This is a genomic window from Vibrio sp. 811, from assembly GCF_033339195.1.
The window spans coordinates 660,613-674,004 of record NZ_JAWOUB010000001.1 but is presented as its reverse complement, the minus strand read 5'-3'; the positions used below and the strand labels follow the sequence as shown (position 1 = coordinate 674,004).

At 44.1% G+C, this 13,392-nt stretch carries 12 protein-coding genes; 4 read left to right on the top strand and 8 right to left on the bottom strand.

The annotated features are described in order from the left end of the window. Positions 1-4: 4 nt before the first annotated feature. From R7Q46_RS02905 to deoD, 7 genes are all read right to left on the bottom strand, one after another. Positions 5-553 (bottom strand): ECF-type riboflavin transporter substrate-binding protein, encoded by a 549-nt coding sequence (locus R7Q46_RS02905; RefSeq protein ID WP_005375133.1) that lies wholly within the window; start codon positions 551-553, stop codon positions 5-7. Positions 554-888: 335 nt separating this feature from the next. After that, complete coding sequence (locus R7Q46_RS02900) at positions 889-2,019, bottom strand: HlyD family secretion protein (RefSeq protein WP_005375134.1); 1,131 nt, start codon at positions 2,017-2,019, stop codon at positions 889-891. Further along, entirely contained in the window at positions 2,019-2,399 is a 381-nt protein-coding gene (locus R7Q46_RS02895) for a DUF3302 domain-containing protein (protein ID WP_005375135.1), read from the bottom strand. The genes R7Q46_RS02900 and R7Q46_RS02895 overlap by 1 nt, the downstream gene beginning before the upstream one ends. A 244-nt stretch (positions 2,400-2,643) precedes the next feature. After that, positions 2,644-4,227: a GGDEF domain-containing protein gene (locus R7Q46_RS02890; protein WP_151515322.1), complete on the bottom strand. Its 1,584-nt coding sequence runs from the start codon at positions 4,225-4,227 to the stop codon at positions 2,644-2,646. Then, positions 4,211-5,695, bottom strand: a complete 1,485-nt coding sequence (locus R7Q46_RS02885) for a hypothetical protein (RefSeq protein WP_005375137.1) — start codon at positions 5,693-5,695, stop codon at positions 4,211-4,213. Before R7Q46_RS02885 ends, R7Q46_RS02890 begins: the two co-directional genes overlap by 17 nt. A 166-nt stretch (positions 5,696-5,861) precedes the next feature. After that, positions 5,862-7,331 (bottom strand): hypothetical protein, encoded by a 1,470-nt coding sequence (locus R7Q46_RS02880; RefSeq protein ID WP_005375138.1) that lies wholly within the window; start codon positions 7,329-7,331, stop codon positions 5,862-5,864. A 70-nt stretch (positions 7,332-7,401) separates the two neighbouring features. Next, positions 7,402-8,112 (bottom strand): purine-nucleoside phosphorylase, encoded by a 711-nt coding sequence (gene deoD / locus R7Q46_RS02875; RefSeq protein WP_005375140.1) that lies wholly within the window; start codon positions 8,110-8,112, stop codon positions 7,402-7,404. Between the two features lie 398 nt (positions 8,113-8,510). On the opposite strand from deoD, the gene R7Q46_RS02870 reads away from it, so the two are divergent. From R7Q46_RS02870 to R7Q46_RS02855, 4 genes are read left to right on the top strand one after another with little or no spacing between them, the layout of a single operon-like run. After that, positions 8,511-9,461, top strand: coding sequence for a YbgA family protein (locus R7Q46_RS02870; protein WP_005383935.1), 951 nt, complete (start codon positions 8,511-8,513; stop codon positions 9,459-9,461). After that, positions 9,451-10,251, top strand: coding sequence for a MerR family transcriptional regulator (locus tag R7Q46_RS02865; protein WP_005375142.1), 801 nt, complete (start codon positions 9,451-9,453; stop codon positions 10,249-10,251). Before R7Q46_RS02870 ends, R7Q46_RS02865 begins: the two co-directional genes overlap by 11 nt. A gap of 22 nt (positions 10,252-10,273) precedes the next feature. Next, the gene (gene phrB, locus R7Q46_RS02860) at positions 10,274-11,689 is read left to right on the top strand and encodes a deoxyribodipyrimidine photo-lyase (RefSeq protein ID WP_053350050.1); all 1,416 of its coding nucleotides are present in this window, start codon (positions 10,274-10,276) and stop codon (positions 11,687-11,689) included. Positions 11,690-11,695: 6 nt separating this feature from the next. Next, a complete protein-coding gene (locus R7Q46_RS02855) occupies positions 11,696-12,622 on the top strand; it encodes a L,D-transpeptidase family protein (protein WP_025768560.1) in 927 nt (308 codons plus the stop codon). Positions 12,623-12,648: 26 nt separating this feature from the next. Here the strand turns inward: R7Q46_RS02855 and R7Q46_RS02850 are convergent, their stop codons facing one another. Further along, a complete protein-coding gene (locus tag R7Q46_RS02850; protein ID WP_005375145.1) occupies positions 12,649-12,903 on the bottom strand; it encodes an Lpp/OprI family alanine-zipper lipoprotein in 255 nt (84 codons plus the stop codon). Positions 12,904-13,392 lie beyond the last annotated feature (489 nt).

Genomic DNA, 13,392 nt, shown 5'->3' with positions numbered 1-13,392 from the left:
GACATTAAGCCTCTGTTAAGTTACGGCTTTGCTTGTTACGTTTAGCGACAGACTTAAGAATGAAGAAGCCAACAATAGCAATAAGAATGGTGTTACCGATCGCGATAATAGAAAGCTGGGTAAACACTTTAGTGAACGGTTCTGCGTATAAAATCGTGTCGAGGAATGCAGAGCAACCGTAACCAAATACGTTGCCTAATAGCGCAAGTACTACGAATAACGCGAAGTCTTTCATATTGAAATCACCTTTCTCCAAACGGTAGCGCGTTAGAGAAGGGAATAGACCGATAATCAAACCAACAATACCTGAACCAAGTACCCAAGTGAGCCATACGCCCCAACCTGCAAATAGGTCAGTAACCCAGTGACCAATAAAACCAACCAAGAAGCCAACAAGTGGTCCAAATAGTACTGAGAACAATGCTAATACTGCCATTGCTGGTTTTAGCGTTGTGTTTGCAAACACAGGGATGCCAAACATAGGTAAGCCGCCGATACCGTAAAGAGCAGCACCGATTGCAATAACCACAACAGTTTTAGCGGAAAGATTCATAGATAACCTCAGTTCAATAGTCGATTTTAAAGAACGTTCATTTATATTGTTGGAAAGCGTTAGTTATTTGATTGTGTAACATATATTCAAAACAACCAAGCTGCTTATTGTTTGCTCTATTTTTCTTCAGGAAATGTGTGATTTGATTCACGCATCCCTTTGACTGGCTTTGGTTTTAGCAAGCATTAAAAATAAGGCGCGCATTATACAGAATATTAATAAAAGTGGGAATGCTATCTATCTGGATGGCTAGAATGAATCAGGGGCTGATCGTCAGCCCCTGATTACACGGTTTGATGTTATTTTTACCAATAAATGAATGCGCTATATGTTCATTAATGGTCGAGGTATAAATAGTTCTGCCAGCTCTTCATACGAATAAGCACTTTGCGCATCACTGATACGTGAGTAAAGCTGTCTGAATAAACTGCAACTTCAACCGCAGTACCCATTGGTAGGTGGTATCCACTCAAGTCGTCGGTAATTTTCAGCTTCGCAAAAACACGTCCGCTCGTGCGCAAGGCATCAGTCCCAAGCAGAGCGCCTCGCGCTTGAATTTGGCTTTCACCAATGGCTGGAATCACGTCAATGACTTCGCCACGGAACACTTTGCCCGGAATTGCGCGGAACATAAATTCTGCTTCAAAGCCTGGCTTCAAGCGTTGTAATGAGTTCTGTCTGAATGCCGCGGTGTACGTAATGTCTTCGGTATGTACGAAGGTCATTGCCGGGGCAAGTGGCAACGGCACAGCCATAACACCAGGACGCAAAGCCAATTGCGTAACGTAACCATCGGTTGGCGCACGAACGACGGTTTGCTCTAGGTTAAACTCTGCTTTACGCAGCTCGGCAAGAAGTTGCGCGACTTGGGTATTTTCGCCTCCGATTTCAGAGTCCAGAGCGATTTGAGCTTGTTCTTGTTGCAAAATCGCAACGTCTAACATGGCTTCTGCCGCTTTATACGCTTGGCGTCGAGTATCCAAATCTTGTTCAGTAAACGCGCCACGATCAAAGCCCCTTTGATATCGGCTAAATTCCCTTTGTGCTTTATCTCTGTCCGCTTGCGCTTTCAATACAGCAGCTTCTGCCTCTCTTAGATCAGACTCTAAGCCCAACGCACCTTGGCTTGCTTCTTTGACTTTCGCTTCCAGGCGAGCAACTTCTGCTTCAAAAGGCACAGGATCGATTTTGAAAAGAATATCGCCCGTTTTGAGCGGTTGGTTGGCCTGGACTGGCACTTCCACCACGCGGCCACGCACGCCAGAGACGATAGGCGTAGTCGGGAACACTTGGTTACCCAATTGAGTAAATGGGTGGTTGTAGTTCATAAGCAGCACGAGTGTGCCCACTAACACTACGCCGCCAAGTACGGCGGTTGGAACGGTCCATTTGTTTAGAGGAATATTGAAAATTTTAAAAATGGCAATACAAAGAGCTGCGTAAGTCAGAATCAGCAATAAGTCCATTATTCGTCCTCTTTACTTTGTTCAGGCAAAGGCTTTTGCTGAATCTTTTGTTGTTTCAACATCGATACTTCGTTTTTGAGTTCGTTGACTTCATCGATGAGTTCTTCAAGGCGGTGATGAATGTCGTGTGTTTCTTGTTCTAGTTGTTTAAAACCCCAGCCGCGTTCCTTGCGCCATAATGTTGCCCAGATCCATAAAAATGGCCACAGCGCATGCAAAGTGAAAAGGCTGACCCAGCCAGCGTAGTGAATTGCGTCTTGGTGCGGGTGCTCTCTCTCTTTGGCGATTTCATATGGAATATCATGGATGACAATGATTCCGTAAAAGATCACTAAAGCAACGAAGATGAGTAACCCAAGTGCAAAATAGTCTAGAAACATCTTACCTACCTGTGCGTATTGCGAAATGGAAAATCTACGTAAATTAACAATTTAAGTATTTGTCTTAACTACAGATGAATCAAGCGGTTTTTATGTAGGAATTATGTTTATGCGATGTAAGTATCCACTGATGTTTATTGGCAGTTAAGGTGTTGCTGAGTACTTATTTAAACAAGCAGTGAAGTGATATAGGAAGGATAAGTAAAAAGTATACTAAAGCCCCAGGTGTCAACCGGGGCATGGTTTAAAGTTCGGTACAGACTTGGTTTCTGCCATTGGCTTTGGCGCGATAAAGAGCTTTGTCTGCACGATAAAAAGTTCGCTGAGTATTCTCGCCTTCTCGATGCAAGGTAATCCCTATGGATACGGTCAGCCCCCGTTCACCAAGAATATCGTCCCAACCATATTGATAAATCCGTTCACGATAATTCTCGGCATGCATTTCTGCGCGTTCCAGTTGGGTATTCTCAAGGATCACGAGGAACTCTTCACCACCAAATCGTACGCACGATGCGCCTTTAAATCTGAAGTAGGACGCCAGTTCCTGTGACACACTTTTGATCGCTTTGTCGCCCACCAAGTGGCTTAGTTCGTCATTGATGGATTTGAAGTGATCGATATCGATGACCATCAATGCAAATGCAGTATCGTGCAGAAGTAGATCTTTTAGTTTAACTTCTAACCAGCGTCGGTTGTGTAAAGACGTAAGTGGATCGGTAAAGACGTCCTGCTGTAGCTGAGCAACAGTATTTTTATGCTGCTTGGTGGTTTCTTTTAGTTCTTTGTTTTCTAGCTCTGACAAAATGAGTTTGAGTTGTAACTCAAAGCGTGAAAGTCGGCGTAGTTGAGCAGACCCTAACTCACCGATCGGAATATGTTTTACAAGATCACATTCGATTCTGTGCGCTTTTTTTTCACAATTTAATGCTTCTTGATACAACCCTTGAGAGGCGTAAACTTGACTCATCGCGTTATAAAAATGCTGAGTAACGATAGGAGATAGCTGCTTTTGAATCCTTTTACTGATGGAGTCCAGCGTTAAGTTAGCTAAAGAAGTGTGCCCTACACCGTTTAGACAATACGCAGTCTCAATTTTGACCATCGTGGATAACCAGTATGTCGTGGCACTACCCGTTGTATACTGAACATTCGAAATAGCCAGCAACGCACTGGGGTAGTCTTCTTGCAGACGATATAATTTGGCTCGGTAGAGGTGAATTTGTGCGGCGAGGTTTTTATCACTGACGAGAATGCTCAGTTCTTCACATTCACTCAATAGCTCTTTGGCGTCTGCGGTACGGTTCAAGCTGATATAACAGGCTAGCATGTACAGCTTGTAACGAAGGCGTAGGGATCGACTGCCAATAGCGTGATCGATAGCATCTATTTTTTGATAATAACGTAATGCACGTTGGTGATCCCCATAGGCATCGCACAAATTACCCATTCCAATAATGGCCAATACGTACTCATCAATATAGCCGTACTCGACGGCGATATTGGTTGAAGCAACATACTCGGTTAATGCCGCATTGTAGTCACCTACTTCAACTAAACGCTCACTCAAGCTTGCTTTCACAGAAAGAATATCTTCTACATCCTCTGGTAAAACAAGCAACTCAAGCGCTTGTTTCAATTCACTAATGCTGTCGTTGAGCTGTTTGATCTCTCTTCGATACTCGGCGCTAATGATATAGCAATGCGCTTTCTCTCGGTTTGTTGACGCAATATGTAACCCTATGTGTTCCCATAGCGTAATCGCTTCTTCACCTGAAACGGAAGAAGGATCGATACCTGCGTCAGTCACCTTGCTAAGCAGTTGTTCCATTCTTCATTACCTCAATATAACTTTCTTCGAGCTGTTCTAACGTGAATGGGAAGGTCAGGATATCTTGCAAATACAGTATCGGTTTCGGGCCTTTGATTCCGCGTCGCTTCCATGGATAGATGTCTAACATCGCTTGGACAGTGCGGTAGACCTCTTCTGCTGCTTGACCTTTTTCTGCAATTAACATTGCTAGCCTGTTACTGGAAATTCTCGAGATGAGGTCGCTGGAGGTTGTCAATGCATGAACGAGCTCGGTACAAACATCGAGAACTTCGGGGTTTGAATGCTGAATCATAATGATGGCGTGGTTAGAGCGTTTGAGCTCCGTTTTAAACAAAACTAACTGTTCCCACCAGTAGGTCTCAGAAACGACATTAGAGAACTGTTTTTCAGGGTCGTATTCGTGTTGAGAGCGAATATGATTGATCAGCTTACGTGCTCGCTGCTCTAGTTGGCGTTTAGAGCCTCTTGCTTTATCCATGCTGATTCGATGAGTTTGTTCTTTGAGCATTTTGAGTGCGTGCTTACGGTATTTCTTGAACGCGTTAAACGCAGACTCAAAGTCACCTTGTTCTTCAGCGACTCGTGATTGTTGGAAGCAAATTTGGCTGAGTAGCTCACCGTGGTCGAAACTGAGTGCAGACTCTTCTGCTGCAAGTAGCAACTTGGCAGCGCTGTCTGTATTTTGGCGCAAAAGCTCAAGTCTTGCTCGGCTAATAAAAGAGTGTGCTTTCATCCAAACGAGGTCATGCTCAATGGCGAGCTGGTGGGCTTTTTGGGTGGCTTCTTCGGCCGCATCAAGGCGTTCTAGTCCAAGCAGTGCTAACCCTTTAAAGTCCCAGATCTCGGCTTGCCACGTACTGTCATCATGATCTTTTAATACTTCGGTTGCTCCATCCAGTACCGTAAGCATCTCGACAAACTTATTTAGTAAGTAATAGTCCCAAGCTAATAGGATGCGCGCTTTGCCTTCTAACCAAGCAATACGAACATTGTTTGCCACTTTAACGGCTAACTCATGAGTTGAAGCGGCAAGTTGGTGTTCATTAGTGATGCGCCATACATTACCAAGCCCAATTAGAGATTCGATTTGAATTTCAACATCATCAACAAGAGCAGATTGTTCGAGCGCATTAATCCAATATTGTTGCGCGGAATAATACTTTGCTTGGCCCCAATATTGGAGAGCAAAAAGATGGAGAATTTCCGGGAGATGATCGTCGGTTTCAAGCTGTGTTTGTTTGCTGTAAGCGTCTTTGACGAGTTTTAAGCCTTGTCGGTAATCCATTAGGCACCAACAGCATTGCGCCATGATGAGTAAGGCTTTGATCTCTCCGTCCACAAATAAAATTTGTTCCGCGCGGATACGATATTGCTGCGCAATATTAAAGGTATGTTTAGGGGCCGATTTTATTTGGCCTTTAAGCTTAGTGAGATCATCTTCTAGCTGAATTTGGTTTTTATCCAACGTTCACATCCATGACTATCGAACTGGAAATCACACCTAATATTAAGTGGTTAGATGCATGTTTCTTTACCAAAGCGATGCGGATAACGTTTTGGTAAACGATCAGGGGCCGTAATGTATACCGTTACAACCCCTAATTACTACATCTAAATTACCAATAGAATAGCTACGATAGGAGCTGTTTGATTGTCAAAGGTGCATCAGAGACTTCTAACCTTTGTGCAGCGGTAAGACCTTGTTTATCCTGATAGCACAAATTATGCCAAGCTCTGAATATATCTAAAAGAGGTAAAATACCAGCAGGTCGTAATTTGCGACGTGGCTCGTTAATGAAGCTTTCGAAAAGAATCTGAAAGCGGTTTTGATAAAACTTCACATGACGAGTTGTCGCAACGTTAAACCATTTTTCAGGCTCATTTTGATCGCCAGCGAGGTAGCAAATGCCTTTGTGGTTTTCGTTTTGACTAGAGATTGCCCAACGATCGCGCCACCAACTCATATAGGCGATATCGACTTTGCCAAAGGGAGTGCTCATGTCCCAACTAGCGTCCTCTTCTACGTACATCAAGTCGACACTTTTCTCTTTAATACGAGGTAAACAAACGCTCAGTGCAGCTGAACGTAGTAGGGGATCTTGAGGCATGTATAGAGATACACGTTTGTTTGGGCAGCACATATCAAGTACGTGCAAATAGTGTGCATACGAGGTGTATGGCGGACGGACTAATGCCCCTTTTGAAGGGTAATGAAATACAGATAGATTACCAAGAGGGTCTTCTACGTTACCGCGAGCCAAAATTGTTTGGTATTTTTGGTCAATTCGCTCTCTGAGGTGATAAGAAGGTTCCGCAAGCGGCTCACTTGCTTCCGCTACATACTCCTGGGAAACAAAACGAGACACCTCATCGTAAGGATTATGATCGAGCGTTGCGATTGGCTCTTCATCAGCGGAATAATTGACGTGCTGGCAAAGAATATAGCCAGAATGCGCTTCGCCAGAAACAATCCAATACACACCGTTATTGCTGTTCGGTTGCAATGCAATATAGTTTGAGGCCAATTCATAATGCGTTGCGTGGTTTACCCAGCGCGCATCAATGGTTGCAAGCTTGCGGCGGCAGCGGCTAGCTATATGGTCAACATGGTCGTAAAAGGTTTTTGGGTTAATACTAAGCTTACGGCAGATTTCTCGTACGGAATATCCCGTAAACAACAAGCCCATCAAGTTCTCTTGAAACTGAAGCTTCTTGTTGGCACCAGACCACTTGTCGACAAAGGTACTTTGACACACTTTACAGCGGTAACGTTGGCGATCGCCACTGTAACCGAAAGCGTGATAGAGGTGTTTGTGAGTGTGGACAGAAAGTCCAAAGTTGTCGCAATCATCATTACGGCAAGCAGGCAACCCGTCACTGTGGACGTGCCGCAGGCGATGAAGTTCGTTCACGACATCGCGATTATTAAGTAAGGGGGGGAAAGCTCCACATTCACGGCATACCATCGCCGGACGCTTAGGGTTCGCATGTTGCAGAACGTAACGCTTTGCATCACTCAATCCAAAGTTGTCACACGCCAATGTTTTACAAAAGTTGAGTTGTAACCCATCTGCGTCTTTTGGCAGTTCGCCGTTAGACACAATCGCCCCCTCGGGATAATTCGGGCAGCCAGCATAACTCTGGCTGCAAATTATTACTTACTATTTGTTCTTAGATGTTGATTGCAGTTTCTAGTGCAACTTTCATCATGTCGTTGAACGACTTCTGACGCTCTTCTGAGCTTAGTTTTTCACCACGGATGATGTGGTCAGAAACTGTCAGGATAGTCAGTGCTTTCGCGCCTAGGTCAGCTGCTACGCCGTAGATACCAGCCGCTTCCATGTCTACACCTAGGATGCCTAGTTTTTCCATCTTCTCGAAGATGTCTGCTTCTGGTGTGTAGAACAGGTCTGCAGAGAATACGTTACCTACTTTTACAGGCACTTCCTGAGCGCGTGCTTGGTTAACTGCTTCTTCTAGAAGACCGTAATCAGCGATTGCTGCGAAATCGTGGTTGTTGAAACGGATACGGTTAACTTTAGAGTCTGTAGAAGCACCCATACCGATAACAACGTCCATTAGTTTCACGTCGTCACGTACTGCACCACAGCTACCCACACGGATAACGTTTTTCACGCCGTATTCAGCGATTAGCTCGTGTACGTAGATACAGCAAGACGGGATACCCATGCCGTGGCCCATTACAGAAACTTTTTTGCCTTTGTAAGTGCCAGTAAAGCCGAACATGTTGCGAACGTCACAAACTTGTTTCACATCTTCTAGGAACGTTTCAGCGATGTATTTAGCGCGCAACGGGTCGCCTGGCATCAGAACTGTTTCAGCGAAATCACCTGGTTGTGCGTTAATGTGTGGGGTTGCCATAAGTGCTCTCCAAAGTTTTGTTTTGATAAAACGCCTCTATTATAGAACGCTATTACCAATTCTGTTGAACTTGTTCGTTTTCGTTGAGGCAATAATATCGGGACGTACAGTAGCCCCTTGAGAGCTTAGTCACAAAAACCACGCATTTAGAAACTGCAACTCCTATTGATAACTAAATCTGTTGAAACCAAAAGAGCAATCGATTTGCTTTTGAGCAGTTTGTCGATTGCGCGCACAAATTCTTTGTTTTTGGGCCAAACTTTTTTCTGAAAGCTGGTTGATCGAAATACTTTCGAGTGAAGTAAAACGATTAAATTGTACAACTTATTTTCTTGTACAATCTGGAAAGGCTTGCTATAAGTTATACAACAAAACTTTTTGTATAGGGATGCGTCATCATGGAATCTTCAATCAAAGTAGGTATCAGTTCGTGTGTTTTGGGTGAACGAGTGCGTTTTGACTCTGGTCATAAGGTGAGCAACTTTGTGACTAAAGAGCTCAGCCCGTATTTTGACTTTGTTTCGGTATGCCCTGAAGTCGGCGTAGGTATGCCAGTACCCCGTCCAACAATTCGTCTTGTTTCTAATGAAGAGCGTGTTGCATTGGTTGAAACCAAAAATCCAGAAAATGATCATACCGACAATATGCTCACTTACTCGGCCAATAAAGTAGATGAACTTCAAAGCGAGCAGCTTTGTGGTTACATCGTTTGTGCCAAGTCACCAACTTGTGGCATGGAGCGAGTCAAGGTTTACAGCAAGAACAGTGCTGCGAAAGAAGGTGTTGGCTTGTATACACAAACATTGATGCAAAAAATGCCTTGGTTGCCTGTTGAAGAGGATGGCAGACTTAACGACCCTGTATTGAAAGAAAATTTTATTACTCGAGTATTTTGTCTAAATGACTTTTACGACTCGATGGATGGTGAGCCTACTCGTGGCAAAATCATCGACTTTCATTCGCGCTACAAACTGACGTTAATGGCACACCACCCAGAGTCATACCGATCCCTTGGCCGCTTAGTTGCCGATGTCGCTAATTATGAAATTGAAGACTTTTACCAAGAGTATCGTTTAGGACTGATGAAGGCGTTAACGAATCGGGCTAGCCGCAAAAATAACACAAATGTGTTGATGCATTTACAAGGGTACTTCAAACGCTCACTAACTAAAGAAGAAAAAGAAGAGTTAGCGACAGTGATTCACGACTACCGTATTGGAATGCTGCCTCTGCTAGCACCACTTACGTTGATTAAGCATTACTTAAATACTTACCCAGACGAGTATTTATCAAAACAGAAGTTTTTAGAACCGTATCCGCAGGAGATGAGATTACGCTATGGTTTGTAGTTCAGAAGAAAAACTATACGCGATCCGAGATGTCGCAGAAATCACGGGTGTAAAACCAGTTACGCTGAGAGCTTGGCAACGAAGATACAACTTGATCCAACCTCAGCGAACTGAAAAAGGACACAGACTTTATCGCCAGCAAGATCTCGATACGATTCGCGAAGTCCAGAGCTGGCTCGCGAAGGGGATTTCGATTGGTAAAGTGAAGGGGCTGCTAGGAAAAAGCGCCGATGTCGAAGTCAAAAACGAGGTTCGCACACTCGAAGAAGTTGAAAACATGCTGCTTGCGCTGTCTACCCTGAATCGAGGAAAAGCAGAGAGTTTACTTGCCTCTGTTCTTAAAGAGTACCCACTAAAACTCGTTATTGATCAGTTTATTAGCCCAGTATTTGATGCGCTAGATATGGTAAAAGGATCGTTGCGATCCTTGCAGGTGGGGTTATTTCAGACTTGTTTAATCACTCGACTTGCCCTTGTAATCGATTCTGAAAACAAAGCCGCTTCCAAAGGAAAGTGTCTGCTCATTAGCTTTGAACAAAACAGAGAATCTGAGAGTTGGATTCAAGCAGCGAAGCTTTGTGAACAAGGGTATCACACGACTTTGATCGATAAGGTTGATGATGTTTCTGGTCTACTAGATCATGAGGTCATTGAAAATGGTTCGTTTATCTACCTTTTCTCCAATAAAGCACTAGCTGCTAAACAAGTAGCGTCCATCAAAATGCTTCACGCACAGTTAGGTGATCGGATGGGGTGCTCTGAAGTGATAGAGAAATTACACCTAACTTAGTAGACAAAAGATAGGAGCTACCATGGTTTTAGTATGGTTTCGACGTGACTTACGTGCGTTAGACCACACGGCACTCAAAGCGGCGTTGGATTCAGGTCAGCCTGTTGTCGCTTGCTTTATCGCGACGCCAGAGCAGTGGCGGGAGCATCACATGGCGCCGATGCAGGCAGACCTCATTGCTCGTCGCTTAGCTTGTCTTAACGAGGAGCTTGAAAGCCTTAATATTCCTTTTTTGTACAAAGAGGTGCCGTCGTTTTCCGATTGTACAGATGTGATTAGTGGGTGGGCGGAAACACTTGAAGCCACGTCTGTTATGGCAAACATTCATTATGAGGTGAACGAACGAGAGCTGGATACACAAGTAAGTGAAGCGTTAGCTTCTCACGATATCGAATTTGAACTGTTTCATGACAAATGTGTGCACGCGCCAACGACGGTTCTTAATAAGCAAGGCGAATATTTTAAGGTATTTACGCCATTCAAGCGTGCTTGGTTAACGCAGTTCCATATGCCGACGGTAGTAAAACCTCACGAGCAAGCGCCACTCAATAAAAAGGTACTCGAACAATTAGAGTCGGCTCGATTTAATTCAAGCTTCACATTTAGCTATCCTCGAGAATCCAGTGAAGACTGGCTGGCTTCGACTAATGATATTTTGAAGCAGCTTAGGGAATTTGCACGGGAGCGCAGTGACGCGTATCAAAGCGAGCGAGACTTTCCAGCTATTGATGGCACTAGCCAACTGTCTCCATACCTTGCGATTGGCGCGCTATCACCAAGGCAGTGTATTGCTCGTTTGTATGCTGAAAATCAACAAAATGACCTTACAGAAGGGAAAGCAACTTGGCTAAGTGAGATCATTTGGCGTGAGTTTTATCAGCACCTATTGGTTTTCGAACCAAAACTCGTCAAAGGCAAAGGATTTATCGATTGGGAGGATAAAATCCAGTGGTCCTATGATGAGAAAGCCTTTGAGCGATGGAAGACAGGAACAACAGGATACCCAATCGTTGATGCAGCAATGCGTCAGCTCAATCAAACAGGCTGGATGCACAACCGATTACGTATGATTGTCGCGAGCTTTCTTACCAAGGACTTACATGTTGATTGGCGATGGGGAGAAGCGTACTTCATGAGTAAGCTGGTGGACGGCGATTTTGCAGCGAACAATGGTGGCTGGCAATGGTCTGCCTCTACGGGCTGTGACGGGCAGCCATACTTTCGTATTTTCAACCCGATAAGCCAAGGCGAAAAGTTCGATGCTAATGGTGAATTTGTGCGCCACTGGGTACCAGAAATCAAAAGTGTACCGAACAAATACATCCATAAACCTTGGACTTGGGAGGGCTTTTCTTTACTGGAATATCACAAGCCGATGGTTGATCACAAGACAGAAAGAGAGATAACCTTACAGCTCTTTAAAAGTGCCAAGGAATAGAGTGAAATGCTTAGCAAAAAGCGATCAATGAGTTTCGCAAAACGTACCCTGCTATCTGTGTCGTTATCTTTAGTGAGTGGTCTATCATTCGCTAAGATGTACGAATTACCAGAGGATGGAAGCCGTTTAATTGGTCGCCTTGAAAACCACGTCGTTCAAGAAGGCGAAACCATGGCAAATATCGCTAAGCTCTACGATGTGGGTATGCTAGGTTTAATGGCCGCAAACAAAGGCGTGGATCCCTTCTTACCAGAAGAGGGGCATGTTCTTACTATTCCGACACAGCTAATCCTCCCAGACGTACCTTATAAAGGTATCGTTATTAATCTAGCCGAGCTGCGCTTGTATTACTTTCCGAAAGGAGAAGATATTGTCCATGTATTTCCTGTCGGAATTGGCCGAATAGGGCGCGATACCCCAGTAATGACAACGCGTATCAGCCAAAAACGACCGAACCCTACATGGACTCCTCCAGCTTCTATTCGTGCCGAGTACAAAGCAAAGGGCATTGACCTACCAGCCGTTGTTCCTGCGGGGCCTGATAATCCACTTGGTATGTTTGCATTGCGTTTAGCTTACGGGAATGGCGAATACCTAATTCATGGTACCAACAAGGACTTTGGGATTGGTATGCGAGTCAGCGCGGGTTGTATTCGTATGGACCCAAGTGACATTGAGTGGTTATTTGACAAGGTTCGTAACGGCGAAGACGTTAACATCATTAATCAGCCTATCAAAATGACACTTGAACCTGACAGAAGTGTGTTCTTAGAAGCACATGAGCCTTTGACTCGTAGTAATGGCGAGAAAGATGAACTGAAAGTGCCGAAAGAGTTAAAGTGGTGGTTGGATGAATTCGGTATGAAAAACGTGAAGGCTAAAGCAGCAATCGCTGCACAGAATGGGGTTCCTATCGAAATAACCGCGCCTTAACGGGCGTTAAGACGCGGTATCAAATCTTACTTAGTGTAAGACTGAGCGATGTTATCGATACGCTCGTTAGCACGCTCAGCTTCTTCTTGAGCAGCCATTGCTGCTGCGCCTGATTTTTGAACGTCAGATTGAAGAGCTTGTACGTCTTGGCTTAGTTGGCTAACTTGGTTGCTTAGTTCGTCTAATTTTGCTGCATTTGCTGTAGCTGCGTCATCAGAAGAAGCACAACCGGCTAGTAGAAGTACTGAAGTTGCTGCAGCTGCGATCAACGTTTTGTTCATATAAGAACTCCTTGCTTATAGTGAAAGTCTCGCCACTAACTATTATTTTATACAGTAGCGAGGTTAAATGTGGTTACATTTTATCAGTACATGATGTAGCAAAAGTCAAAAAAACCCAAGAATTTCATGGAGTACCTGACGTCAACTTTTACCTGAACTTAACAAAGTTTAACTACCTATCCTTTATTTCGTTCTCACAACAGTTTTCATAGCAGGTGTATTTGCCACGTTCCTGATATCAATAATTTAGACGATATTGACACAAATGAAAGTTTATTGGCCCAAATAACTGCTATTTAAGTCGTTTTGTTGATGGATAGAAGGCATATTTGAACGGCTTTTCTCTAAACTTCCTGTCCAGCTGCTCATCAAAAAGGCTAGTCTTTACTCTGAACTGAGCCACAAATGATGTTTTACCGTTACCACAGGGAATTAGTTTGTGTGATCTCTATCTATACTCCTATGATTTGCGGTATTATACCGAGCTTT